Genomic DNA, 25,920 nt, shown 5'->3' on the forward strand with positions numbered 1-25,920 from the left:
TTGGCCTGCTGCTTACAGCGGAAAAGGCCTGTCCTGCACCACCGTTTTCATCACCAGCGTAGAGCGAAGATGCTGCACGCCAGGCATGGCGGAAAGCTTCTCGTCATAGAGCTTCTGGAAAGCGGAGAGGTCGCGGGTCACGACGTGCATCAGATAATCGGGATCGCCAAACAGACGCTGCGCCAGCACGATCTGCGGAATTTCCTCCACCGCCGCTTCAAACGCGCTAACCGCCTTTCGGTCCCCCTCTTTCAGCGTCGCAAAGACGATCGCCAGGAAGTTAAACCCCATTTTAGCCGGATCCAGGCTGGCACGGTATCCCGTTATGGCCCCGCTTTGCTCCAGCGCCCGCACGCGTCGATGGCACGGCGAGAGGCTCAGATTCACTCTTTCAGCCAGCTCGGTAAGGGATAAGCGGCCATCTGACTGTAGCTCAGCAAGAATTTTTCGATCGATGCTATCCATGTGGAAGATTTTCTCAATTTAACCGTGTTATGAGCATAACATTGAAAGCCTATTTCGCAGGGTTAACGATATTCTTTTTCGCAACGTTTGACGCACTGCGGGAGTTTTCAGGACGATGGAAATGAGTATTGTGGCCGGCTTTTGGGTGGTTTCTTTTCTGCTTATCATGACCCCGGGGGCCGACTGGGCCTACGCCATTAGCGCCGGGATCAACGGCCGCCGCGTGGTACCGGCGGTTATGGGGCTGATGTCCGGGCATCTGCTGGCCACGTTGATTGTGGTGGCAGGCGTGGGGGTACTGATTGCTCAACATCCGCTGGCGTTAGCCGGGCTGACCGTGGCGGGAGCGCTGTATCTCCTGTGGCTTGGCATAACGTTGCTGCGTCACCCGGCCGCACCGGAAAAGACCACCCAACACGCGGGAAACTGGACGCAGTGGGCGGTGAAAGGGCTCTGCATTAGCGGCCTAAACCCGAAAGTTTTTTTGCTGTTCCTGGCCCTGCTTCCGCAGTTTACAGACCCGACCGGAAGCTGGTCGATAGCGATGCAGATGTCTGCGCTTGGGATCATGCACCTTATCACCTGTACGCTGGTCTATCTGCTGGTGGGGTATGGTTCGAAAGCGGTGCTGGCGACCCGACCACAGGCGTCGCGTCTGGTGAGCAGGGCATCGGGAGGGTTGATGGTGCTGATAGCGCTGGTATTGCTGTTTGAGCAGGTGAGATAAAAAAACACCGGCCATCGCCGGTGTTATTTACGCCCGAATATCGTCATATTCGCGCGTTTTATCAAACTCATGCTTCGCGAACGGGCACAGCGGAATAATTTTGCGGTTCTCACCGCGCATCTTCTCCACCACTTTCGCCACTAGCTGTTTACCGACCCCCTGCCCTTTCAGGCTCTCATCCACATCGGTATGCTCAATGATGCTCAGGTGCTCGCCGGTCGGCACGAAGACAATCTCCGCGACCTGATTACCGTTCGCATCATTCACGTAAAACTTGTTATGGCCTTCCAGAATATCCATGGTTCCTCGCTTATTTTTGGCGATACTTCAGCGCACCGCTCGGGCAGGTATCAATTACGCGGACAACCGTTTCAACGTCCACTTCATCGGGAATAATCCACGGTTTACGTTTCAGATTAAACAGCTTTGCGCTGCCACGCACGCAGTTACCGGAGTGTTTGCAGATCCCGGTGTTGAAGTAAACGTCAATTTTCTCGCCGGTATAGGCCCGGTAACCCGCATCCAGTAGTTCTTTATCCATGACATTGCCTCTGTAATTATTATCGTGCTGAATGAAGCATAGCCTTACGGGATCCTGATGGCTATATACCCGTCATACTTCAAGCTGCAGGTGCGTTGGCTGCACTCACCCCAGTCACGTACTTATGTACGCTCCCGGGGATTCGTTCCCTTGCCGCGTTACTCGGCCTGTGGCCTCGCCCCTTCGGGGCCAGCGCAAGCGCTGTTCAAAACGGCAAGCCGTTTTGTCCCGCAACTCGAATTATTTAGGCTATAACGCCGAAAACGAAAAGCCAGGTCACAACTCTTTTCTCGCCAGATTGCGTCCACTACTGGCGCATGTCAGGCTCGGCAAATGTCACTTTTACATAACTTCCGCAGGTTGAATGAAACGCAGACTCTCTTTTCAGGTAAAGCTGTTTTTAGCGCTGGTGTGCTTCTCCTGCCTGCTGTTAGTTCTGCTGGGAACAATCCTGTTTCATTTTATTGACCGACAGCTCCATCACGATCTCGGCCAGCGCGCCCGGGTTCAGGCCAGCCAGATCGCGCTGATGCCGGGTCTGGCGGCAATGGTTGCGGCCAGAGATATCCCCGGCATCGCCCGGTTAATTCAGCCCCTGCGCGCCGAAAGCGATGCCAGCTACATTGTGATTGGCGATACCGAGGAACAGCACCTCTATCATTCGGAATCCCCGGAGCGCATTAATTTACCGATGATCGGCGGGGATAATGCGGAGGTGTTAAAGGGTAAAACCATTATTTCCGTGCGTCAGGGTGGGATTGGCGTGTCGCTACGCAGCAAAGCCCCCATCTTCAATGCGCAGCATCAGGTGATCGGTATTGTCTCGGTCGGCTATCTGACCTCCTATATAGCCAATATTAATGCCCGCATTCTCTGGCAGTCCGGGCTGTACGGCGCGGGTCTTCTTCTGCTGCTGTTTATGTTCTCCTGGCTGTTTACCCGCAATCTCAAAAAACAGATGTTCCGACTGGAGCCGAAAGATATCGCTCAGCTGGTTTTACAGCAGCGCGCGCTATTAGAAGCCATGTATGAGGGGGTATTTGCCGTCAATGAAGAGAAGCAGTTGATTTTAATTAACCGCGCCGCACGAGAAATGCTGGATATTCGGCAAAGTGAGAAAGAACTTATCGGCAAACCGCTGGAAGACGTTCTGCAGACGTCACCGGGCTTTTTATCTCAGCGCTACGCCTCGGTGAGCAGCGGCCGCCACGACCAGATTGCCGTTCTTAACCAGCGCGAGGTGATCGTCAACCGCGTGGCGATTGAGGTCGAACCCGGCGTTGAAAGCGGCTGGGTCTACAGCTTTCGCGACAAAAATGACATCAACACCCTCAGCAGCCAGCTCAGTCAGATCAAGCGCTATGCGGATAACCTGCGCATTATGCGCCACGAGCAGCTGAACTGGACCGCCACGCTGGTGGGATTACTGCAGATGAAACACTATGACGAGGCGATCCGTTACATCCAGGTCCAGTCCGAAGGCGCGCAGCGCGTGCTGGATTTTGTCTCCGCCCGCTTTTCCTCTCCCGCGCTGTGTGGTCTGCTGTTAGGAAAATACGTCAGCGCGCGCGAGAAAGGGATCGAGCTGCTGTTTGACCCCGCCTGCCAGCTCACCCGCATGCCCGCCACGCTCAATGAAACGGAGCTGATGTCGGTTATTGGTAATCTGCTGGATAACGCGGTGGACGCAACCCTTAAGGCACCGGTCCCCGCGCCGGTGGAGCTTTACATTTCTGACCGTAACCAGGAGCTGCTGATCGAGGTGGCTGACCGGGGCTGCGGGGTGGAGGATGCGATGAAGCCTCATATTTTCCGACAGGGATTCAGCAGCAAACCGGACAGCGAAAACGACATTGTGGGCACCGAGCACGGTATTGGCCTGTTTCTGGTGGCAGGATATATCGACAAGGCTGGCGGCAGTATTGAGATTGCCGACAACACGCCGCAGGGTACTATTTTTTCTGTGTTTATTCCGAATGGGCAAAAGCATGACCCGAGCACTTGATGTTGTGATCGTTGAAGATGAGCCGCACCTGGCGGAGCTGCATCGCGAGTATATCGAGCAGAATTTTCATTTGCGCGTGGTGGGCATCGCCGCGTCGATTGAGCAGGCATGCAGCCTGATTCGTCAGCATCAGCCGCGGCTTATCCTGCTGGACAACTATCTTCCGGACGGTAAAGGCGTGGAGCTCATCGATAACCCGCTGCTGAAAAGCTACGAATGCTCGGTGATCTTCATCACCGCCGCCAGCGATATGCAAACCTGCAGCCACGCCATGCGCAGCGGCGCGTTTGACTACCTCATCAAGCCCGTCTTTTTCCAGCGCCTGCACGCCTCGCTGGAACGGTTTATGCGCTTCATCCACACCGTGCAGCTGGTGAAGGTGGTCGACCAGCATGCGCTGGATCGCCTGTTTAATCTGCCTGCCGCGGAATCCTCAGCTACGCCGTCCACGAAGGGTATTGAGCCCCAGACGCTGGAACGCATTAAACGCCTGTTCGCCGAACATCCCGACAATGCGATGTCGGTTGAGGAGGTGGTGGAAAACGTGGGGATCAGCAAAACCACGGGGCGTCGCTATCTTGAATACTGCGTGGAGAGCGGGTTAATCAACGTCGAAATGTTGTATGGCAATATTGGTCATCCACGCCGGTTATACCGTAAAGCCCCCGATAAACCGTAATCCAGAACCGTTCGTAAGCTAACGTTCGCGGATTTTATGGTGTTAATTGCTGAAACGACGGCGACAATCACACTTCGGAATCATTGCCCTCGCCTCCCTATTGTCGGAGGCGCGCTTTACGCTATGTTGACAATTAGTTCCTCAAATGTAACTAAAAGGTTAACTATAATGTCGAACACGTTCCGAATTTCTCTGCTTACCGCTACTGTACTGTTCTCTGCTTCTGCACTCTCTGCCCTGCCGCAGGGTTATCCTGCTGAGTATCAAAAAGTGGTTGATGCCGCCACGAAAGAGGGCAAGGTTGTCATCTATTCCACCACCGACATCAAAGCTGCCGGCCCGCTGATCCAGGGCTTCGAAAAAACCTACCCGGGCATTAAAGTCGAATACAACGACATGAACAGCACCGAGCTGTACAACCGTTTCATCAGCGAACAGGCTTCCGGCGGCGTGAGCGGCGACGTGGTCTGGAGCTCCTCGATGGACACCGGCCTGAAGCTCGCCACCGACTACGCCATGGAGTATAAATCTCCGGAGCAAAGCCAGCTGCCGAAATGGGCGGTCTGGAAAGATAAGGCCTACGGCACCACCTATGAGCCGGTGGTCTTTATCTACAACAAGCGTCTGATCCCGGCTGGCGACGTGCCGGATTCTCACGCCGCGCTGGCGAAGCTGATTGCCAGCCAGACGGACAAATTCAAGAACAAAGTCACCACCTACGATATCGAAAAATCGGGTCTGGGCTTTATGCTCTCGGTGCAGGATCACAACGCCGATCCAAACTACTTTAAGACCCTGGCCGACGTCGCCAAAGGGGGCCTGTCGGTGCAGTCGTCTACCGGCACCATGATGGAGCGCGTCTCCTCCGGTGAAAACCTGATTGGCTTCAATATCCTCGGTTCCTATGCGGAAGCACGTGCGAAGAACGATCCGTCGCTCGGCATTGCCTATCCAAAAGATTACACCCTGGTGCTGTCGCGCGTGTCGTTCATCAGCCAGCAGGCGCAAAACGGCAATGCCGCGAAGCTGTGGCTGGACTACGTGCTGTCTGAACAAGGGCAAAACATTCTGGCCAATCAGGCTGACATCCCCTCCATTCGTAACGATATCGAAGGCAAGAACGATATCGACGGCCTGACAAAAATCCTCGGCAACGCGCTGAAGCCGATCCCGGTTGATGAAACCCTGCTGGAATACCTGCAGCCGAAAAAACGCCTCGAGTACATCAAAGAGTGGCGTACCGCCGCCGGTAAATAAGCGTCTGAGCGCGGCGCTGGTCGCCGCGCTTCCTTATCGACTGAGTTCGTTTTTCTGGGCTGCAATACCAGGGATACCCCATGAATACATTACGCAGAAAGTGGCAAAGCCTGCCGCGAGGCATCGTCGTGCTGATAACCGCCCTGGTTATCTACACGCCGCTGTCGTTTATCGTGATCCAGAGCTTCCTGTCCGCGCCGTTCTTTTCGCCGTCAAAAGAGTGGAGCTTTGAATCATTTGATTTTATTTTCACCGATCCTGATTTTTATAAGGCCCTGAAAAGCGGCTTTATTCTGGCTTTCGGGCTGGTCTTTATCTCTATCCCGCTGGGCGGCGTGCTGGCGTTTCTGATGGTGCGTACCGACCTGCCCGGTCGCCGACTGATTGAGCCGCTGATCCTGGTGCCGATTTTCGTTTCACCGATGGTGCTGGGCTTCGGCTACGTGGTGGCCGCCGGTCCGGTGGGCTTTCTCTCCCAGTGGGCAGAGGCGCTGATTGGCTTTGTGCCGTGGAACATCTACGACATGTCGAGCATTGTGGTCATCGCCGGCCTGACGCACGTCCCGCACGCCTATCTGTATATCTCGTCAGCGCTACGCAGCGTGGGCTCCGACGTGGAAGAAGCTGCACGTACCGCGGGCGCGTCGCCCTGGCAGGTGATGACCTCCGTCAGCCTGCCGATGGTGCGCCCATCTATTCTGTACGCCACCGTGCTGCTGTTCTTCCTGGGGCTGGAAGTGTTCGGCCTGATGCTGGTCCTCGGCGACCCGGAAGGCAACATGGTGCTTGCGACCTATCTCTATAAGCTGACGAACAAGATGGGCACCCCATCTTATAACCTGATGGCGGCGGTTGCCGTGGTGCTGATCTGCATCACCATCCCGCTGGTGATGCTCCAGCGTCGACTGATGCGTACCGCCAACCGCTTCGTCACCATGAAAGGCAAGGCCTCGCAGGCCCGCGCGCTACCGCTGGGTAAATGGCGCTGGGTGGCTGGCGCGGTGATTGCCTTCTGGCTCACCGTCACCATCGGCGTTCCGCTGCTCGGCGTGGTATTGCGCGCGTTTATCTCCAACTGGGGCGTGGGCGTTTCGCTGTGGGACGAGCTTTCTCTGAACACCTTCCGCACCATCTGGGCGCAGCCCAACCTGCTGCGCGCCATCGTCAACTCCATGGCGATTGGCGTGATTGGCGGCGCGCTGGCCGTGGTGTGTTACCTGTTTGTCGGCATTGCCATGCACCGCAAGCCTGATAACACCACGCGTTTCCTGGACTACAGCGTGCTGGTGCCGCGCGCCGTGCCTGGCCTGCTGGCGGGTCTGGCCTTCCTGTGGGTGTTCCTGTTCCTGCCGATGTGGCTGGATAACTCCCTGAAATCCGGCTGGCTTTCCGGGTTCGCCTGGACCGACTGGATGCGTGAAAACGTCATCGTCTGGCTGCGTTCGCTGCGCAGCACCATTTTCAGCGTCTGGCTGGCCTATACCGTGGTGTGGATGGCTTACGGGCTGAGGCTCATCTCTTCCACGCTGCTGCAGGTAGGGCCGGAGCTTGAAGAGGCGGCGCGCAGCACCGGGGCGACGCGCGGGCAGATCACCCGCCACGTCACCATTCCGCTCTCCCGCTACGGCCTTATCGGTTCGTGGCTGCTGATGTTCCTGATCTTTGAACGCGAATACTCAACGGGTGTGTATCTGCTTTCGCCCGGCACGGAGACCATCGGCTCGATGCTGGTTTCCCTCTGGGCCGCGGGTGCCATCGATATCGTGGCGGCGCTCTCTTTCATTAACATCCTGCTGGTCGTGGTAGGTCTGGGCATTGCCCTTCGTTTCGGAGTGAAAATACATGATTGAATTAGCGGTTGACGATCTGCACTTAACCTACGGCGACAATCCTGTTTTAAAAGGTGTCTCCATGAACCTGAAGCGCGGCGAAGTGGTCTCCCTGTTAGGCCCCTCCGGCAGCGGTAAAACCACCCTGCTGCGCGCCGTCGCGGGTCTGGAAAAACCGACGCAGGGGTCGATTGTCATTGGCAACAATAAAGTTTACGACGGCACGCCGCGCAGTGAGGTCCCGGCGGAAGAGCGTAACCTGGGGCTGGTGTTCCAGTCCTACGCCCTGTGGCCGCACAAAACCGTGTTTGAGAACGTGGCCTATCCGCTCAAGCTGCGCAAAGTCCCGGCCAAAGAGATCCAGCAGCGCGTGCAGGACGTGCTGGACCAGCTTGGTCTGGGCCATCTTGGCAAACGTCACCCGCACCAGCTCTCCGGTGGGCAGCAGCAGCGCGTAGCGATTGGTCGTGCACTGGTGTACAACCCGCCGGTGATTTTACTGGACGAGCCGCTCTCTAACCTCGACGCCAAGCTGCGCGAAGAGGCCCGCGTGTTCCTGCGCGAGCTGATTATCAAGCTCGGGTTATCCGCGCTCATGGTGACGCACGACCAGAACGAAGCGATGTCCATATCCGACCGCATCCTGCTGCTCAACAACGGCAAAATTGAGCAACAGGGCACGCCGCAGGAGATGTACGGCTCGCCGAAGACGCTGTTTACCGCCGAGTTTATGGGCAGCAACAACCGCCTGCACGGCAAGGTCACCGAAGTGCGCGACGGCAAAGCGCGCATCGAGGGGAAAGGCTGGGTGCTGTGGGGCCAGGCCGGTGAAGGGGTGCAGAGCGGTGAAGAAGCGACGGCGGTGATCCGCGTCGAGCGCGTGGCGGTGGTCGAGGGGCCAGGGGAAAATCAGCTTGAGCTGCCGCTGCTCACCAGCATGTATCTCGGCGACCGCTGGGAGTATCTGTTCCGCACCGTGGGGGATGATTTTGTCATTCGTGCGTATGGGCATGAGGTTCGGGATCCACAGCATTGTCATCTTTCGCTGCCGGAGAAGCATGTTTGGGTGTTCCCGAAAGGGTGAATGTGAAAAGAAAAGGCTGCGGGATGCAGCCTTTTTTATTTTTAGAACATAAGAGTCGTTAATAAAAGAACACCGATTTACACAATGCTTCAAATTAAGATTATTCCTAATATTATTTATAATAGCTTTTGATTTTTAATGAATTATAAAACTGCAACCTAAAATAGAAGTATCAGGATTTTGAAATGTATATACACCCAGACTATTCTCATTCGAGTCGATAAGAAGCAGAAGTAAACACGGGAATATTTCGCAATATTCATTGAACTTATCAGGCAATTAATCGAAGAGTTTTAAACTTACTCTTTATGTATGGATATTTGAGAAGGTGTATTATTGCACCACTATGTCACGGGAGTCCGACATGAGTACAAACTTAATCTGGTCAGGAAAAGTTGACGCAAAAAACGCCGAAGGGACAAATACAGGGCTCGCCCTCAAAGCGGGAGAGATAATTACTATTCTGGCCAGTGGTTGGGCCAAGAATGGGAGTGAAATGTTTGCACTGACCGCACCTCAGGGACGCATTCCCAGAGAGGGAGAAACGCTGACGATACGTAATGCTTCGCTTCAGGCACGGATTGGCAATGAAACCTGGCCAGTGGGCAACCATAAATATCGCTGGCCGGTTCCTGCAGAAGGTACTCTGACGCTAATTTTTGCCGATGGTAAAGACCAGTACAAAGACAATTCTGGTGAATTCAGCATTGAAATTTATCGCGAGAGCGATATTTTAGCCCCGACGGCTGCCCCGTTTGAAGATTTAACCAACTTCGAACGTGATAACTGGAATAACTGGCAGACGGGACCGGCCGGACACGATCTTTACCTGGTTGACGCCAGCTCCCGTGCCGTCGAGTTCATTACCAATGCCAATAAAAACCATGCCGGAGTGATCCTCAAAAAAACGCTGACAGGCCTTACTGCCGGGCATGAATATACCTGGACGGTGAAAGCCGCACGCATTATCGGAAAATATGAAGCGCCAAAAATTTCGCTCCGTGCTGACGGCAAAGATATTTCCGCACCTCAGGAACTGAAGCAAGCAAACGAATGGGTAATCCTGAGTGGAAAATTCAAAGCCACAGGCAGTAAAGCTGAACTCGAGGTTGTCAGCCATGTTGCAGCCAGTATGGGGAATGATTTCCGCATCAAGGAGCTCAAAATTAAGGGTTAATCAACAGAAATGTCGATCTGCTTTTCAGCAAAATGTGGGATGGCAATTCGATATTCAAAAATAGATTAAAAATTGTGTAGCGCATACGATGAGATATGCGCTACACCAACAGGCAATAAACACACACGGTATTACTCTTTGTTATGTTATCTTTCCTCTCAGGATCGCTAGCGCGTTGAAACAAGACACGTCTCGATTAGCGCTACTCTGAAGCAAGACTCTTAACGATTCCACTGCGCATTAACGCTTAGGGTACCTGAGCGGAAGTAACACACTTCACGCCTAATAAAACCAATGGGGTATTCCTGATTGCGAACCTGCGTTCGAAAAAGCGTATTCCTTTACTAAAAAGAACATGGTGCCTTAAAAAACGCACCATGTAAGAGTCACTACCTGTAACTGAGCAAAGCACTTCCCTGTTTAATTAAAAGGCAACGCAATTGTACTGCCTCGATATCACGAAACGATACAAGACCTGTCTGGTTAATGTATGATGACGGTGAGAATGGCGCTACTGGCTAGTGTTTAGGTTTATTTGTTAACTGGAACTAACTCCAAAACGCCGAAATGTGCCTGTCTGTGACAATTCGGGCACAATGCAATCGCATTTTTAACGGAATCCTCCCCACCATTCGAAAGCCACTCAATGTGATGAACCTCAAGAAATGGTGTGCCGTCTACTTTGAGAAAAGGAGCGTCACTCTTACAGCTTTGACACTTGCCATTAGCCCTTGAAAGAACTTCGGCTACTACATACGGGCTTCGCTTATAAACTCGCGTTGTAACCTCGATTAGCTCAGGAGTTTTATTCTCGTTTTTTAAAAACTCTTTGCGTTCTGGTGGGGAAAGTTCTAAAGCAGCATCAACAGCCTTTTCAAACTCGGACTTTACCTGGCGGTAACTCCATTTCCCTTGCTGATCCTGATACAACTCCCAAATGCCATGCACAGAGGGTTGATAGATTTCAAAAATGTTCCCTCGCTTGAATAAGCGGTCATATTCATGGTAACGGTGAGTCGTGTCATCTGTTCTTCTGGCAACTTCATTACAAGGCCAATGACTTCTATTGCAATTGACGGTGTTAATAACCAAGTTAGAGCGCGTGTTGTCCCGATAGTGAGGATACAATCCCCTAAGATAAGCATCGACTTGCTTTATTGTTGCAGCCCCTCCCAACTTCTCCACTACCTGAACAGTAGTGATCCTAATCGGCTGATCTCCATACTTCAAAGCACGATTTGATTTTGTCACCATCCTGGCCTCACCTGGAACTAAGATTTATCTTAGACTATCTATCGAGCATAGTTTGTGCAACTTTCTGATTTGAAGCAATAGAAGCCATAAAGCCCCGTTGGCGATACAGCAACAAGCGGAGCATAGCGACTTCATCAGACTTCAGAGGGTTCACATCTTATCAGGGTGCTCATGTACCGTTAGGAGCGTGAGCGAAACGCTGATAGAGCCTACATGTCGTTTGTAGGTACATAAGCCTGTTTACGTGGCTCATAAGGCCTCACATCGGGCTTTAATGCGTGTGTTCAATCTGTCGATGACATAACGATGCCTGAATGGGCTTTTTCTTCACGTTTTGCTATCGCGGTGTGAGGATGCAACTGCCGCCAACGCTGAATTATAAAGTCATCTCGCCATCTAACTTAGAGTAACAATTACTAAGGGCGAATCAGAATGGTAGAACCTATAGACGACTAAAATAGGTAGCAATTTAAGTAGCTGATAGAGAGGATTTTAAAGATTTCTTCACAAGGGAAAATTCTGGAGCGGGCGAAGGGAATCGAACAAAAATCCATTCCACTTCTGTAACCTACTGACAGATAACGATATTGCGATCAGCATAGGTAACTGATTACGTGATAATAGAGGATCATTATCGTGTCAATCAAGGGCCAGGCTTACCTTTACAAGCGAAAAGATGGAATCTGGATGTTTCAGATCTTCGTCCCGAAGTACCTCAGATTTTTATACCCGTGCCGGATGTGGCGTAAAACCACCTCAACCCGCGATCTTAATGAGGCTCGACGGTTCAGAAACCACCTGTTATTAGAATGGGAAGAGCTTAAGCGGAAGTACAATCCGAGCAACCCCGATCAGTGGTTGCAGCAGTCAATAGCCGCCTTGCACACGGAAGGGAAAAAGAACAAGAGCCGCCCTCAGCCTGTAGCGCGATCCTGTTCTATTCCCACTCTGTGCCTCTTACGGGACGAATACGCCGAAAGCTATAAAGACCGCCGCTCTTATTCCACCTTGAGCAAATCGGCGCGAGCCGTTGAGCTATTTCTTGAGAGCGCCAATCAACCGGACATTGCCTTAGAAAGGATAGGTCGCCGCCTGGTGACTGAGTTCCTCGATACGCAAAAGGAGAAAGGAGCCGCCGATCAATCTCGTCAAAACTGGCTAACGTGTTTAGGGAGTCTCTACGAGTTTGCAAAGCGCCGCTACGATGGCATACCAGACCGCAACCCTTTTCACGGTCATAACCTCGAAGCACGTCGCACGATAGAGAGTTATCAGCCGTTTGAGCCTGACCAGATGCAAAAGCTACTGGATGCAGCAGAGCCGGAGATCAAGAACATCATACTTATGGGGCTGTTTTCAGGATGCCGCCTTGATGAACTGGCAAGCCTCAAGAAGTCAGAGATCCAAACGGTGGAAGGTGTACGCTGTTTCTACATTTCGAAATCAAAGACCAAGGCGGGGGTACGGTACGTCCCTATTCATTCCCGAATAGCTGAAATTGTCGATGAATACCTAAGCCACAGCTACGGAGAATACCTATTCCCACAGGCTAACAAGATTAACCGCGCTGACGGTAAGAAAGGCCCGTTCTATTCTCAAGCGTTCACCAGGCTTCGCCGTCGTGTTTTGCCTACAGCTACAGATCGCCAATGCTTCCACAGCTTACGAGGGATGTTCATAACCTGCCTGGACCGTACCAGATGCCCCGAACAACGCATAGGGGCTATCACCGGACACACAGAGCAAAAAGCCAAAACAGAAGCGTTCCGCACCTATTCCCAGGGGGCGAGCTTGGAAGAGTTAGCGGGGTATGTTGAGATGGTGGATTATGAACAAATACCGACCAACAAAACCAGTTTTATCCTCTACTCATAGCGTAAATGAACCCAAAAGAACAGCATAAAATACCGCACGAATTACCAACTGTGAATTTAACCAGTGAACTGGGTTTTCATCGTTGCAAAGCGAAGCGGTGAGGATTACCATAATACTATATGTTGTGTTTATTGATGTAGATAATACAACATGTGCAATAATTCACTTCATGAATAGGTGTTGATAATGGCTAATAATCCAAAGCAAACATCAAGCAAAGTCGCATCAGTGGCAGCACAAACCTTGAACAACCCTAACGCATCTGGAATCCAAAAGAGTCTTGCTGGTTCAGCACTGTCTCAAAAGGGTTCTTCAAACCAAACAAGCGGTGCAATGGAACATAAAGCATCTGCTGCCCTCAACAACCCTCGCTCAAGTGAATTGACCAAAGAACTTGCCGCCTCTGTTCTGGCTCAGTCCAACAAAGGGCGTAAATGAAAAAAGGGGCGCAAGCCCCTTATTTTTTAAACTCCGTAGTAACAGTGTCACCCTCGGTTTTCTTAGGTGCATTGTTCACTACCTTCTGTTTCACCGTACCGCCTACAGATTTATTTCCCTGCGTTTTAGTTGCAATCACATTAACTGTAGCTTTACTGACAAGCCTGATCTGTTCAAATTCAAGATCGAATTGCATCGCGTATTCAGATTTATAATCGTAGGAAATGCCGGAGAGAATAACATTCTCGTACACTTTGTGCTCTGTCACTAATGTGATGGGCTGGCGACTGTCAAACATCTTATCGAGGTATTCGATAGCTTGACTGATACGAGTGCCATTCACACCAGCGCTGTATAACAAATCCTTTTCCAGCCTCACCGGAGTTTCGGAAATAATCCCCGATAGCTTGAATATATTATTCTTAATCTGAACGTGATCGCTCACCTCTGCCCCGCTCTCAACGGGATAACTGGTAATGTCAGCCTGTCTACGGACTCCCGTGTCCGTCACAGCATCAAACACTATCGCCTGATAGTTCTGGATATAGCTATCTGAGGACGAATTATATACAGATGCAAGGATAGTGAATCCATTTTCACCTTTGGTGCGGGTAGCACTGCTGTTATTACTATTCGAGGTGGAATTCACACCTTCCGAGGTGTTTCCGATAGTTAAACTACCTGGTGTTGCCATTTAGCCCCCCGTCCCTTGTCCAGATGAAACAGCCAGCACCATACGCTGATTGTTGTCATTGATACGCTGATCAACGGTAGCATTGAGCATGTTTCCAAACGTTGGATCAGGAGAAATAGTTAGATGGATAAGCCCTTCCGGTAGCTGATTCTGCAACACTACAGGCTGCATGATCGGTGCATTGGCTGGCTTAACTGGCGCTGCTGCACTCTGTTTCAACATCGAAACAGGAGAGTAATCTCCGTTGGTGCTCTGCGCGTAGCTGCTCACGTCTTTAGCGTCGCTTGTCCCGTTCCACCAATCATGGAATGTATCGAACACATTAGGCTGGTGTGTGCCGTCTGCTTTCGGCTGGCTGGCTCCATAGGCGTTAGCCACAGGGTTACTTCCAGGCTGTGCAGGTGCTGACGTAGTGCCGTAGTGCTGGCTAACAGCTTCTTTAGAGGTGTTATCCCCATTGAGGAGGTTTAGCTTGCCTGTGATCCAGTTGGTTAGCTTCATCAGACCATCCACCACATCGCCCGCAGCCCGTCCGACACCCTGAAAGAAGGGTAACGCCTCCTGCATAGCGTCCTTAAACTCTCGCATGGTTTCAGGGTCAATCTCTGACATAAACCCTTCGAAGAATGCCAGCTTCTGGCTATCGGAGAGAATGCTAAGCTCCTGGTTAAACTTACGGTAGGCGACAAGCTGATCCTGCTGCTCCTGGTTCAACCATTGCCCGTTACGCTTGAGCACGTCCACCTGATCAGTGAGTGCCTTACCTTGATTGCGGAAAGCCCCCACATACAAACCCATGTCATCACCAAGCTGTTCCAAAGATGCGAGGATTTGCTCTGAGGATTTCCCTTTTTTTTCCAAGGTGTTAACATAAGCAGAGGTAAAGCCCATCGGGTTTGTTTGGTATCGGCGTAAATCGTCCATCGTGAATCCGGCAGTGTTCACTGCTGACAGAATCCCCTGATCGCCACCTTTCCACTCTCCAGATTTCTTATCGTATTTAGCCTCATTGAGAGTTTGACCGATGCGGTCCTGGATGTCTTTGTAGTTGTCCAATAGCTTACGCTGGCCTTGAATACCCATTCCCGAATCAATCCCGTTAGCGGTAGCGTATTGGCTCTGTGCGGCTAATGCGTTAACGTCAACGTTCCCTAATCTGGCACGTTGCACAATTTCGCTACGCTCTTCCTGTGCTGTAACAGCCTCTTTCCCCCATGAATAAGCGCCATAAGCCGCCGCCCCGATACCAGCGCCAGCCAGCGCACCAGTGCCTAAACCCATTAGAGAACCAGAGATTGCCCCTGTAGCCTTACCACCGCCACCAAGAGCGTTAGCCCCTCCCGCCTTTGCTGCTGCCCTACGCTCTGCGTTAATGCGTCTGTAGCTCTGCTGTAGTCGTTTGATCTCGCTGTTTTGGCGTTGTAATGAGATAGTACCTGCTGCATATGCTTTAGTGATCCGTGACGCTGCAAGCGCGGCCTGTGTAAGCTCAACATTGGTAAGGTGCTGCATACTCTTAAAGCTGCTGGCTGTATCTAAGAGCCGCAATTCAGCCCGTTCACGACGAGCCGCCGAACGTGCGGCCTCTTTCGCTGCCTGAGCCTCTACACGGGCTTGCGCCTTAGCTGCCCTTGCCTTTTCTCGTTCATCGCTATTACGTGGCTTAGAGGCTTTCTTATTCAGCTTGTCTAATTCTCTTTCAGCAGATTTAAGCCCTTGGCTGAATCTCTTCATGTTCAACGTAGGGTCTTTAATGCCTTTGGCTTTCTTCTGAATTTGATCGAAAGCGTCCATAGCTTCTTTCATTGAATTACGATCAACGCTAAATGTGACGGTAGATTTTATTTGTGCGACGTTGATATCAAGCATGATTATTCACACCCTTTCTTTTCGTTCACAAGATAATTAAGTGCATCTGATACACTCATTCCTTTGAAAATAAGTTGTCTTAAATGTGAATAGCTCACATCAAGTGCTCTCGATACGGCTGCTAAATTCAGTAGTTGCTCTGCATTTGTATCATTTAGTTGTAAATGCAAGCCTCGACTCTTTAGGATAAGTTCCAATTTCATCTTTCCTCTTATTCTGGAAATAAAAAAGGGCGGGAACACTGGGGAGATGTTCCCAACGTTCACACGCCCTATTCAAATAGTTCTTCTTTATTTCAGACGGTTAGAACTACCGTCTACGCTCGTTAAGCGCTCAAGCTACCGAATACAATCGACTGTGCCACCACTTGTGGGATGAACGGCAGGAATGAAGACTCGGAACAGATAGAAGGGAAACCAAATTGCTGATCAACCACAACGTATTGATGAACCAGATCAGCACCCTTGCCCTGTGTAGCGTGGCGAGTACCTACACCGCTATGCAGAGTGAAAGCATTGTTATCAAGCAGTGGGATCGCTACGAAACCATCAGCGCCAATGCGGGAGGCAATGGAAGGGATTCCGGTAACATCGATCACGGTAACGCCGTTTAACTGCCAGGACTCAAGCCCAGGGTTATCGGTCTGCACTTTGGTAAAGAAGTTATCAGGATTGTTAACGCTCAGGGTGTAGGTCATAAACTGCGAAATGCTTGAATGGTAACGGAGGGCGCTTGCGGCCTTTCCTGCTGCCAGAATCACCATACCACGGCGTTGTTTTGCCAGCCCTTCACCCAGAGTTACCGACTGAATACGGTTAATCTGCGTTAGCTGTTCAAAGATATTCGCTGTGTCGCTTGCATCAAGCGTGAACTGCGTTTTAGCACCACCTGCAAGGAAATCTAAGTTTCCCTGATCGGCGTAGTCGCTGTCCTGTTTCAGATCCAACAGGGCTTCACAAAGTGCAAGCTCGATACTGTTTTGAATCTGACTGTATTGGGCGGCAGAGAAATCAGCCAGTGCCAGCGTAATCTGATCGCCTACATCTGGAATTTGACGGCTGCGGTACTGTTCCAGATCACGCGAGGTTACGGAGTTTAAAGAGTTCACGTAGCGAAGACCATAAAGCTGAGTGCTGAACTCTGGACGGCGTGCCGTACCCCAGGCGCTTTGTGCGTAGGCTGGCTGTTCCGGTGCAGTCAGATTATCAGAGATAATGCTGGTATCAATTGCAATGCGGTTTAGCTGGTGATGTTCAATCTTAAATAGATTTAAATTCGAGATGACATTATTGGGGGCAACGCTGATCTCGAAGGGAGAGGCGAAATCATACATTTTCCCAGAAAATAGATCGGTGTAAGACATTATGTTGTTATTCCTTATTATTCTTATGTGGTACGCAGTGCAACAGTGCCATAATCGGCAAAGACATAGCCTTTAGCTAAAAGGGTCGCCACGACAGAAGCGTGATCGAGAGATGTTTCCAGAGCTTCCGCATTCAGAACCACCATTACCGGATTGGCAACAATCAGATATTTATCCCCTGCTTTCGCTGGTTCTACGAGTACATACGCAATTGAGCCAGTGCTTGCGGCTGATTCGCCGTCTTCGTCCACCACAGCCCCGACAGGGAGATCGGTAGAGATACCAGCATCCAGTTTGATTAAAGAATCCTGCAAAATACCATCTGCTGCGTAGCAAACCACTGATGCTCGGATTAGGTCGTTAAATGACATTGTGTTATCAGTCCTTATTCTTTGCCGCTAATGCTGATAACTTGTCTTTCAATCCGTAGGATGTATCTTTATTAGCTGCTTTGGTTTTAAATAAACGTTCAGTTTCTTTGATTAGCTCTTCTTTAGAAATATTAAGTAGCTTAGAAACTGCCGTAATAGTTTCATCAGAGAGTGTCAAACTCTCACCTTTATTCATCAGAAACATTGTTGTTTCCTCGTATTTATAACGTTTTTGTTACTGTGGGTAAAAAGAAAGCGGCAATAAAGCCGCTTCTTTGGGATAGCTGGAAATCTTATAAACCAGCCTGGGGATCATTCCGTGTCGTTGCAAAACACGCTTAGGATGAATGTTCCCCTATTGGAATTTCTTATCACTACCAAGCCTTTCGGCTTAATAATTAATAAGGAGACAATACAACTCGACTAAAGAAAAAATGTTCCAGTGTCTGAATTCTCTGTATTGTCTGACAACCACGCTTATGATTAGAATGGTTATGAAGAGCCGGATTGCTCTTCTATAAAATCACTCGTTGTGAATGGCTACCTTTAGAATGAAGGGCGCACCTTAAAAAGGTGCTCTCCACCGGATATCCCCTATTCATTGAGAAGAGGCAATAAATAAGGCAGTGGAGATCCCTTGTTAGAAACAAACGAAACGTAGCAATAAAGGACACAACCAAAAATCACAGAAGGAATGATTTTAGAGAAGAGGGCTACCCTACAAGGGAGGAGTAGCCATCTATGGGAGAAGTGATTCGAATACTTACCCTATAACTTATATTAACATAAAAGTTATGCACCTGTCAAGGTATTTATGCACTAATGGTGAATATTTATTCACACTGAATCATGCCATAAACCTTGGCAATCTCGATGCTAAGCTCTCCGAGTTCAACGGTGAGATGTTGCATAGCGAGGGCAAGCTCCTCCATATCATTTGCAATGCGCCACGCCTGATCCACGGTGACGGTATCCCCGTTCAACTGCACCAGGTGCTCTACAGCAGCGTTCCAGTGTTCAAGCGCGGTGATTGCCTGTTCAATGTATTGTACCGCTTCCAGGAGCGCGGAGGGCGTTCTCTCACGCCACGCCTTATTAACAAGCTGTAAGGCTGGTAAATGCCAGATATCGTGGAAAGAGTTAATTAGGATGTTCACGGTGTCCATAGTTTTATTATTCATTGTTGTTTTCCTTGTCGTCAAAGAGAATGTCAAAATCTTGTATGTGGTGAGATAAGCCGTTAGTTTGGGAATACCCTACCCAGTCAATATAGTTTTCTGCGTATAGCTGCCACTTCTTGAGATTCGATGAATCAACACGGTATTCACGGCGGCGGCGTGGTTTATAGAAGACATTATCCGAAGATGCTAAAACATCCTGCAATAGTTCAAACTCTGCCCCTACAGGCACCGTTGCAGGGTGTTCTATTATTTCGGTGATCCATTCTCCTGGAATAGACTCTCGTGCGAGGTCTTGTAGAGAATTGGTGTATTTACGTTTGCTGGCGCGAGTGGCTTTTTCGATTCTAACAATGTTACTTCGTTCTTTTCGTCCCATTCATTCCTCGTAGAGGGGGAAACTCCGTGTTTTCTCGTTAATGTCCATACTGCGTAAAATGCAAATAACCAATACATAGCGATGATCATAAAAGTTTCCCGATTGTTGTTATTTAGTCGTTCGAATAAATGATCTCATAATCCGAGATCATAGATTTTATTGTTATGTCGAAATGTCCAGCTTCCTTAAAAGCGATCACACCGAAAGATTTAAGAGAATGTAGCCAGAACATCACACCACCTTGCGAACATCCAGAACGTTCGATAATGTCACCGTAGCTGATCTTTGTCGGTTTGGATTTATAGAAGTAATGCAGGGTTTCTAACACACGCTTTCCAGCGTCATTAATCTGAATACGGTCAACGCCGTATTTCACTAAGTATTGGATCATAATCCTCCTGGTTAAAATGGCTACAAGCGCCCTATTGTTTCGAAGAGATTCCTCTTCATTTTCAAATGTTCTATTGCGGCTGGGTTGGTTAGTTTCCCCTGACTTTCGAATAACACGAGGTATGGCAGATCGTAATCCTGGAAAACTAAGAAGCGATCAGATGCGTCGTTTAACCTTTCAAAGGCTAACCCATCAAAACGTTCGTCTCGTGGCGTTTTAAACTCGAATGGGGAAACGGTTTGCTGTTTGGCGGGTGCTTTCCTTGCCGCTGGTTTCTTCGTGGGCTTCACTTTTTCCGGCGCTGGCGCTTCTTCTTCCGGTGCTTCCTCAAGTTCGCACATCGGATCGGCTTTCGCCTCTTCGCGTTGCACCTCTAATTGCACCTCTGGAGTTACGTCTTCATTAGATTTGCCAAACACTGGATGTTTTAGACAATCTACCCACACTGGATCGGCTGTTGTTCCCGCGTTGCGTTCAAGCAAGAAAGAATCCGGTGTAATGTTGGCTACAGTCCATTGATTAGATCGGCCTGACAGAGTGGCAACCACTAAACCAACTTGTTTTAACACCCTCAAACATCGTAGCGCTGTACTCTTCGAGAGATTAGCACTATCTTTCAACTCTTCAATGTTGTCATGGTAAATCCCTTTATTGCCGCCAGCGCTGGACGTGGTAAAGAAGTGATAACGCTTGCGCATACGCGAGTATAAAATTTTTGCATCATTGGAGAGTTCCACGCGCTCGCCTGTTTTAAGGTTGGTAATGTGGCTTGCTTCGATTAATGCTTCTTCTGTACCAAAGTATCTGTAAATGTCTCCGTTTATAATGTCGGTCATGTTAGGGTGTATCCTTATTTGGTAGAACGTTCTCCGTTCTTAATTGATGTGGAAAGTGTGGTTGCAGCGTCAATTAACATCTCCTGCACTGTTACGCCTCTCGCTCGCGCCTCTTTGAACAAAGTGCTAAACACTTCATCAGGCAGTTTTACGAATGTTCCGGCTGGTTTCTTCTTCTGGATTTCGCTCATTTGGTTTCTCCTTCTGGTTTATTCGTTAGTTTCTTTCTGTTCTGCTCGGATTAGATCGAAACGGCGAAGCACTTCATTAAAGAACTCTTCACGATCTTTATAACCTTGTCTGCGGTTGGTGTTGCGGATTGCTTTAATCTGAAAGCGAGTGACCTCGCCATTTACAAGCTGTGACACCGTAGTGTCAATGTCAAAATACTTAATTTTGGTTCTCCTTGCGTGAGATAAAAGAAAACACCATCCAGGGAGAACGTTAATAACGTTGCCTGATAGTGCGGTGTAATTTAGATTGTTTAAGAGGCTGAACACCTCAGAGATAGAAGGTAAGAATCTTTTTCTTAGCTCTTAATACTACTCTAACACAAAAAAGCCATTCTGTCAATTATTATTTTTACCCATTTTAGATCATAACACGCTTTCCAGTTGGGATCAACCTCTACCATTCACCATAAAACGCGCTGTATCGCGTCATGCGAGGTTTGCATACACATGCACTACATCGGTATTCCCTGCACCGTTTAAAGCGCTCTATGGGCTTCCTGTTAAGCGTGGCGGCATACGGGCGCACCTCTGGCACTTACCGAAACCAATAGCACCACTACAGAGGGATAACGGTAGTTATCATGATAGTAGGTGATGGTATTGGATTGAGGCTGGCTGAACCGTAGCACGGTGAAGCCTTAGCCGTGGGCTAACTTTGCATGGATGAAATGCGGAGCATGGAAGACAGGCAGAAGTTATGCCGAAAGACATTGCGCACACGGCGCATAGCTTCTGTGCCTCGTTTCACGAGGGCGAAGCCCTGGCACAATCACAGACAGATGCGCTGATCGCTGCGTCGTGAGCGGCTGACCGAGTAGCCACCCAAAGGCGAATCAGGTCACTTGCCAGGCGACACACGCCAGCAAAGCGAATCTTTCACAAGATCTTCTAAAAGCTCTCTTTTAGAGATCGCTTTTTGAATCTCTTTGTATAGAGTGCCAAATTGACACCAATCACAGCTCAATCGGTGCCAAATTGACACCTGTTATTCCCGAATAGGTGCCATTTTGACACCTATCCATGAGTGCCATTATGTCAATCGGTGCCAAATTGACACCATTTAGGGTTATCCAAAGTGCCGTTTCGTTACTTCACCCAACGGTAGGCTGTCGCCCTGCTCACTACGAATCGTCCATGCTTCAACCCTAAGATTAATCTTAGATAATTCCCATCAAACAGGCGTCTAATCAGCAGGTAAATGGCAGGTAAAGAATGCCGTTGTTACAGTGGTAAAGTTGCCATAGCTATTAAGATAGTAACAATTGAAACTATCACTTACTTTGCGTAAAGCCTTGCGCCATGCGACTCACAGCGATCATTGTCCACAATGAGCACTTCCATATTCGGTGCAATGTGCTGAACGAGTTTTCTCATTTTATTGTTATAAAGTAACAATTCGATTTTTCCATGCCAAACCCGTCAATTAGTTAGCATTCTAATCATTTCATGATGCAATCAGTTTCAAGTGCATAAACTCCGCATAATCTGTGCATACAGGCAGGTTAGCGACGCCCTCGCCCAACGAACAGACATTCATCCCCATTAAATCAATGAGATAGGCAACAACCACACACAACCACCTGTAGTGTGATGTTCTGGTGTTCCCGCTCTTCTTCGAGCCGATCTGATGGTTTGGCAACGTTCAAACACATGTTTATAAATGCCAACACAATGATTTTATTGAAGATATTTCAAAATCATGCAGATTTCGATCTGGGTGTGCCTGATCTTCGCGTTCAGCAGTGGACACAACCGCGCCATTTACCACACATAATCAAGATCAATTTTTGATCATTTTTATTGCAACCCACTGAAAATGATCATAATGTTTATTTCATTAGTTTAGATATGTGTCCTTAAAGGAGGGTAAATTGAACAGAGCAGTCGTGTTAGACGAGCAGCAAGCAAAAGCGATCAGGGAGTGGCTAAACGCTCATAACAAAAGCCTGATAGCTGACGTTACGTTAATGATGCAAGCCGCCGTATTGCGTGTGGGGGATGCCGTAGCTTTGCGCTTCGACGAAGTGATCAACGGAGAGATAGACATAGAAGAACAGAAGACTGGGAAGCGTAAAGCCCTCACCCTTCCGGCTCCAGTGGTGCAGATGATAGCTCGTCGCCGTGCTGAGTATCCGCATGATGTGCATGTGTTCAGGAGCCAGCGTAACCGATCAATGAACAAGCAAGCGCCTGTACGACGCGAAGAAGTGAGCAAGCAGATCGCAGAGGCCGCTAAAGCTATCGGTATTCATGGCACTGTATCGGCTCACAGTTTCCGTAAAGCTGGCGGGAATGCCATCTACAAGCGTTCAGCAAACAACATCGCTTTAGCTATGACCGTGCTCAATCATAGCAACATCACCGACACCAGGCGCTATCTGGATTTAGACAAGCAAGCCGTTAGCCGGATTATCAATGAAATGGATTTATGAGAATCGAACACTCAATTTGCAGACACTACAGTACCAAGCGTTTTGACCCCTCGTGACAGCAAACTGTTGCATGTGTCTTTTGATATTGCCTGTTTCATAACAATGAGGACAAAATGGAACTTCATCTCCAGCTTTCCAATAAACATTATCCTTGAAGATAAATGTCGATTTATCTTTCAGCTGATCTTCAAGCTGCTTATTTTTCTGTTCCGCGTCGAAAAGTAGAGTTTGTGTTGTTACCGCTTCAATCTTGGCGTTAGCAAGTTCGACCATTAGATTGGCTAACTCAAGTTTGAGCGTAGCCTTGTCCAGTTCATCACTGTTATTTGCCAGCTTCTGAGTGATGCTTACTGCTTTATCAAGAATCCCTATAGCTGCCACCGTGCTTGATAATACTCCTGCCATACTGACTAACCTCCTATTATTAAAAATTCATACGGAATAATCGCACTCTTTACTGGCAATGCTTGTCAAACCACTGGCGGACTTCATCAGTGCTGATGCTCTCATCATGTTTGGCCACAGCCCAAGAAGCAAAGTTACTCTGGTACTTATCGTAAAAACCGCCGACAGGGTATTCGATCCTTTTTTTCAAGAAAGCCGTTACAAATTTTTGCTCTGCTACTTCCTTCTGACGGTTTGAAAAATCCACAGAGTAGCGAGGCGCGTTAGCAATAAAATGGCAATAAACCGCGCTAAGTATGTCAGTATCATTTAGCATTGGGGAAGTCTGACAAGCCCAAACTTCTTGAATAGTGGATGTGTTGCCAGCAGTCGTCTTATAGAGAGTCGCCTCCTTCCCTTTGCTCCTGCAAAAGTCTCCAACCAGTGACATAACGATTTCTGCATTTTCTGAATCCCGATAACGAGCAGTCACTAACCACCCCAGGGCTTGATCGTAGCTCTCCGAGTAAGTCGGCACATCTAAGTGCTCTTGCCGCTGCGAGTACCCACTACAACCAACGCAAACGGCACAGAAGAACAGAGATAATCCCTTAATACGCATGATCCACCGACAATAGTTTGTTTTTCAAGCTATCTTAGCGGTCAGATTGTTCCTGGACAAGGGTAGTTAACTATCGGCGTTCTCGTATTGGCAGCGCTGATTATGGAAACAATCTCACATCCGCTAAAAAAGAATCATAGGCTAAAGGTTTGAAGTATCGCTTGCCACCCTACTGTTTGGAATATACCGAACAATTGTCTGTGCCATAATCCCATTAATGACCATCTGACTTAACTCAACCGTTGTGTCAGGAAGTTTCCAGGTTACTTTACTTGGATCAGAAAATTCAGGCTTTCCATACTTCTGAGTTAGTAATTGATTTAATGTGCCAAATTGACGTGCTGCGATGCCTTCATTTTTCTTCTCATTGCTGGCTACGTTCGTTTGGACAAGACGATCAGCGCTGTCGAACAAAAATGTCACTGTATAGAGACCGCTACCAATCGATACATTATCAATCCGCACTTTCCCAAAGTTATCCTTATATTTTTCTGGTGAGATGAGATGTGCACCATTGCCCTGAGCAGCAACAACTTCTGATGGATTCATGTCCCATTTAGTGTTTCCGTAACCAATACCTTTAGCGAACGAGAGCAGAGGTAAAGTTAGAATCACGAAAGCCATTAGTAATTTTTTCATTCCATCCCCACGAATTGAGTTTATTAATTATGAACCAGTTTACAATGATCCCATTGCTCAGTGCTTCTTGCGATGCGGTCACTAATTGCAAAGTTTCCCAGCGACGGATCATAGGCGTACACCTTGCTTTTATCATCTGCCATCATCAACTTACCGTTAGCTTTCAGCTTTGGTGAGAGCAGGTACGTACCATTTAAACGGTTAGCTTTGAAGCTATCGACATACAACGTTACCTCGGCACTACCCAACACACGTAAAGCACCGATTCTTCCATTCTGTATCGCTGCAATAGCATACTGACAGAGATACGTTTTAGCAGTTGAAGACGTATTTTTTCCGTCAACCTTAGCTGATGAGGAAGGGGAAGAGGATTTAGGGATTGAACTATGAAGAGAAGATGACGGGTAAGAGTATGAATAATTTTTATACGTAGATGAGGTGCCTGATCCAATCCGGCACGTTTTTCCAACCGCAATGCACGAATTACCGCATGGAATACCTTTCTTGCAGTTCTTAGCGTGTGCAGAGAATGACAACCCAGCCAATAGAAATGTACCAATGGTTATCCTAACCAACGAAGACCAGCCCATAAACCACCCTTCTTTTAAGATTTCCTCTACATGATACCATATTTAAATTAAGGGAATAGAAGCCATAAAGCCCCATTAGTGGTACAAGCAACAAGCGGAGCGTAGCGACTTCATCAGATTGTCAGAGGGATCACACCTTATCAGGGTGCTCGTGTACCGTAAGGAGCGTGAGCGAAGCGCTGGCAGAGCCTGCATATCGTGTGCAGGTACGTTTACCACTATTCACCTGTTTACGCAGCCACAAGGCCGCACATCGGGCTTAAAATGCGTATGATCAGTCTGTCGATGACATAACGATGCCTGGGTGGGCTTTTTCTTCACGTTTTACTGTCGCGGTGTGAGGATGCAACTGCCGCCAACGCTGAGTTATACTGTCATCTCACCATGTAACTTAGCGTGACAGTTACCAGGGGCGGATCACAATGGTAGAACCCATAGGCGACTAAAATAGGTAACTATTTAAGTTGCTGATAGAGAAGGCTTTCAAGGCTTCTCCACAAGGGGAGAGATCTGGAGCGGGCGAAGGGAATCGAACCCTCGTATAGAGCTTGGGAAGCTCTCGTTCTACCATTGAACTACGCCCGCTTTGAGGTGCGTAAGGCATTATA

29 protein-coding genes and 1 tRNA gene are annotated in these 25,920 nt (G+C 49.0%); 10 read left to right on the top strand and 20 right to left on the bottom strand.

The features are described 5' to 3' along the window. Positions 1-12: 12 nt before the first annotated feature. Positions 13-465, bottom strand: coding sequence for an Lrp/AsnC family transcriptional regulator (locus tag AC4IC4_RS18645; RefSeq protein WP_029742214.1), 453 nt, complete (start codon positions 463-465; stop codon positions 13-15). 115 nt (positions 466-580) lie between these two features. On the opposite strand from AC4IC4_RS18645, the gene AC4IC4_RS18650 reads away from it, so the two are divergent. Next, complete coding sequence (locus AC4IC4_RS18650; protein WP_491471681.1) at positions 581-1,192, top strand: LysE family translocator; 612 nt, start codon at positions 581-583, stop codon at positions 1,190-1,192. A 27-nt stretch (positions 1,193-1,219) separates the two neighbouring features. On the opposite strand, the gene AC4IC4_RS18655 is transcribed toward AC4IC4_RS18650, so the two are convergent. Then, positions 1,220-1,492, bottom strand: a complete 273-nt coding sequence (locus AC4IC4_RS18655; protein WP_008499687.1) for a GNAT family N-acetyltransferase — start codon at positions 1,490-1,492, stop codon at positions 1,220-1,222. 10 nt (positions 1,493-1,502) lie between these two features. Then, the gene (yjdI, locus tag AC4IC4_RS18660) at positions 1,503-1,733 is read right to left on the bottom strand and encodes a 4Fe-4S mono-cluster protein YjdI (RefSeq protein ID WP_008499689.1); all 231 of its coding nucleotides are present in this window, start codon (positions 1,731-1,733) and stop codon (positions 1,503-1,505) included. A gap of 364 nt (positions 1,734-2,097) precedes the next feature. Here yjdI and AC4IC4_RS18665 point away from each other — a divergent pair, with 364 nt between their 5' ends. From AC4IC4_RS18665 to AC4IC4_RS18690, 6 genes are all read left to right on the top strand, one after another. Beyond that, on the top strand, positions 2,098-3,738 hold the full coding sequence (locus AC4IC4_RS18665; RefSeq protein WP_248272375.1) for an ATP-binding protein: 1,641 nt from the start codon (positions 2,098-2,100) through the stop codon (positions 3,736-3,738). Continuing rightward, positions 3,722-4,417, top strand: coding sequence for a response regulator (locus AC4IC4_RS18670; protein ID WP_491471682.1), 696 nt, complete (start codon positions 3,722-3,724; stop codon positions 4,415-4,417). The genes AC4IC4_RS18665 and AC4IC4_RS18670 overlap by 17 nt, the downstream gene beginning before the upstream one ends. 168 nt (positions 4,418-4,585) lie before the next feature. Continuing rightward, on the top strand, positions 4,586-5,674 hold the full coding sequence (locus AC4IC4_RS18675; protein ID WP_048990722.1) for an ABC transporter substrate-binding protein: 1,089 nt from the start codon (positions 4,586-4,588) through the stop codon (positions 5,672-5,674). Between the two features lie 80 nt (positions 5,675-5,754). Next, on the top strand, positions 5,755-7,524 hold the full coding sequence (locus tag AC4IC4_RS18680; protein WP_023294491.1) for an ABC transporter permease: 1,770 nt from the start codon (positions 5,755-5,757) through the stop codon (positions 7,522-7,524). Beyond that, positions 7,517-8,587 (top strand): ABC transporter ATP-binding protein, encoded by a 1,071-nt coding sequence (locus tag AC4IC4_RS18685; protein ID WP_023333294.1) that lies wholly within the window; start codon positions 7,517-7,519, stop codon positions 8,585-8,587. The genes AC4IC4_RS18680 and AC4IC4_RS18685 overlap by 8 nt, the downstream gene beginning before the upstream one ends. Positions 8,588-8,951: 364 nt before the next feature. Beyond that, positions 8,952-9,764, top strand: a complete 813-nt coding sequence (locus AC4IC4_RS18690) for a LecA/PA-IL family lectin (protein WP_491471683.1) — start codon at positions 8,952-8,954, stop codon at positions 9,762-9,764. 531 nt (positions 9,765-10,295) lie between these two features. Here AC4IC4_RS18690 and AC4IC4_RS18695 read toward each other — a convergent pair. Then, the gene (locus AC4IC4_RS18695; RefSeq protein WP_491471684.1) at positions 10,296-11,018 is read right to left on the bottom strand and encodes an HNH endonuclease; all 723 of its coding nucleotides are present in this window, start codon (positions 11,016-11,018) and stop codon (positions 10,296-10,298) included. 636 nt (positions 11,019-11,654) lie between these two features. On the opposite strand from AC4IC4_RS18695, the gene AC4IC4_RS18700 reads away from it, so the two are divergent. Together AC4IC4_RS18700 and AC4IC4_RS18705 are read left to right on the top strand one after the other, a co-directional pair. Next, a complete protein-coding gene (locus AC4IC4_RS18700) occupies positions 11,655-12,893 on the top strand; it encodes a tyrosine-type recombinase/integrase (RefSeq protein ID WP_475680594.1) in 1,239 nt (412 codons plus the stop codon). 186 nt (positions 12,894-13,079) lie between these two features. Further along, positions 13,080-13,331, top strand: a complete 252-nt coding sequence (locus AC4IC4_RS18705; RefSeq protein WP_114506843.1) for a hypothetical protein — start codon at positions 13,080-13,082, stop codon at positions 13,329-13,331. 19 nt (positions 13,332-13,350) lie between these two features. Here the strand turns inward: AC4IC4_RS18705 and AC4IC4_RS18710 are convergent, their stop codons facing one another. The 11 genes from AC4IC4_RS18710 to AC4IC4_RS18760 all read right to left on the bottom strand — a co-directional run bounded on the left by AC4IC4_RS18710 (position 13,351) and on the right by AC4IC4_RS18760 (position 20,603). Next, complete coding sequence (locus tag AC4IC4_RS18710; RefSeq protein WP_475680593.1) at positions 13,351-14,025, bottom strand: phage baseplate protein; 675 nt, start codon at positions 14,023-14,025, stop codon at positions 13,351-13,353. Beyond that, entirely contained in the window at positions 14,026-15,894 is a 1,869-nt protein-coding gene (locus AC4IC4_RS18715; RefSeq protein ID WP_491471685.1) for a hypothetical protein, read from the bottom strand. 2 nt (positions 15,895-15,896) lie between these two features. Continuing rightward, complete coding sequence (locus AC4IC4_RS18720) at positions 15,897-16,097, bottom strand: uL22 family ribosomal protein (protein ID WP_225561446.1); 201 nt, start codon at positions 16,095-16,097, stop codon at positions 15,897-15,899. A 122-nt stretch (positions 16,098-16,219) separates the two neighbouring features. Further along, positions 16,220-17,257, bottom strand: a complete 1,038-nt coding sequence (locus tag AC4IC4_RS18725) for a major capsid protein E (RefSeq protein WP_058671553.1) — start codon at positions 17,255-17,257, stop codon at positions 16,220-16,222. Positions 17,258-17,280: 23 nt separating this feature from the next. Then, on the bottom strand, positions 17,281-17,628 hold the full coding sequence (locus AC4IC4_RS18730; protein ID WP_032625268.1) for a hypothetical protein: 348 nt from the start codon (positions 17,626-17,628) through the stop codon (positions 17,281-17,283). Between the two features lie 7 nt (positions 17,629-17,635). Further along, positions 17,636-17,833 (bottom strand): hypothetical protein, encoded by a 198-nt coding sequence (locus tag AC4IC4_RS18735; RefSeq protein ID WP_032625265.1) that lies wholly within the window; start codon positions 17,831-17,833, stop codon positions 17,636-17,638. Positions 17,834-18,461: 628 nt separating this feature from the next. Then, positions 18,462-18,809, bottom strand: a complete 348-nt coding sequence (locus tag AC4IC4_RS18740) for a hypothetical protein (protein WP_475680591.1) — start codon at positions 18,807-18,809, stop codon at positions 18,462-18,464. Next, a complete protein-coding gene (locus AC4IC4_RS18745) occupies positions 18,802-19,185 on the bottom strand; it encodes a hypothetical protein (RefSeq protein WP_475680590.1) in 384 nt (127 codons plus the stop codon). Before AC4IC4_RS18745 ends, AC4IC4_RS18740 begins: the two co-directional genes overlap by 8 nt. Positions 19,186-19,297: 112 nt before the next feature. After that, a complete protein-coding gene (locus AC4IC4_RS18750; RefSeq protein WP_332934085.1) occupies positions 19,298-19,576 on the bottom strand; it encodes a hypothetical protein in 279 nt (92 codons plus the stop codon). A gap of 20 nt (positions 19,577-19,596) precedes the next feature. Beyond that, a complete protein-coding gene (locus tag AC4IC4_RS18755) occupies positions 19,597-20,412 on the bottom strand; it encodes a DUF6945 domain-containing protein (RefSeq protein WP_475680589.1) in 816 nt (271 codons plus the stop codon). Between the two features lie 14 nt (positions 20,413-20,426). After that, a complete protein-coding gene (locus AC4IC4_RS18760) occupies positions 20,427-20,603 on the bottom strand; it encodes a hypothetical protein (RefSeq protein ID WP_023309089.1) in 177 nt (58 codons plus the stop codon). A gap of 1,913 nt (positions 20,604-22,516) precedes the next feature. Between AC4IC4_RS18760 and AC4IC4_RS18765 the strand changes: the two genes are divergently transcribed. Continuing rightward, positions 22,517-23,077: a tyrosine-type recombinase/integrase gene (locus AC4IC4_RS18765; RefSeq protein ID WP_045148753.1), complete on the top strand. Its 561-nt coding sequence runs from the start codon at positions 22,517-22,519 to the stop codon at positions 23,075-23,077. On the opposite strand, the gene AC4IC4_RS18770 is transcribed toward AC4IC4_RS18765, so the two are convergent. From AC4IC4_RS18770 to AC4IC4_RS18790, 5 genes are all read right to left on the bottom strand, one after another. After that, positions 23,072-23,482 (bottom strand): hypothetical protein, encoded by a 411-nt coding sequence (locus tag AC4IC4_RS18770; protein WP_114506849.1) that lies wholly within the window; start codon positions 23,480-23,482, stop codon positions 23,072-23,074. The genes AC4IC4_RS18765 and AC4IC4_RS18770 overlap by 6 nt on opposite strands. 49 nt (positions 23,483-23,531) lie before the next feature. Beyond that, positions 23,532-23,954 carry a hypothetical protein gene (locus AC4IC4_RS18775; protein WP_475680588.1) on the bottom strand — a complete coding sequence of 141 codons (423 nt, stop codon included), beginning with the start codon at positions 23,952-23,954 and terminating at the stop codon, positions 23,532-23,534. 270 nt (positions 23,955-24,224) lie between these two features. Further along, positions 24,225-24,722 (bottom strand): hypothetical protein, encoded by a 498-nt coding sequence (locus AC4IC4_RS18780; RefSeq protein WP_114506851.1) that lies wholly within the window; start codon positions 24,720-24,722, stop codon positions 24,225-24,227. Between the two features lie 23 nt (positions 24,723-24,745). Next, positions 24,746-25,312, bottom strand: a complete 567-nt coding sequence (locus AC4IC4_RS18785) for a hypothetical protein (protein ID WP_114506852.1) — start codon at positions 25,310-25,312, stop codon at positions 24,746-24,748. A 511-nt stretch (positions 25,313-25,823) separates the two neighbouring features. Further along, positions 25,824-25,897 (bottom strand) — tRNA-Gly (locus AC4IC4_RS18790). Between the last annotated feature and the right edge of the window lie 23 nt (positions 25,898-25,920).

The organism is Enterobacter sp. Taxon_2 (assembly GCF_058355295.1).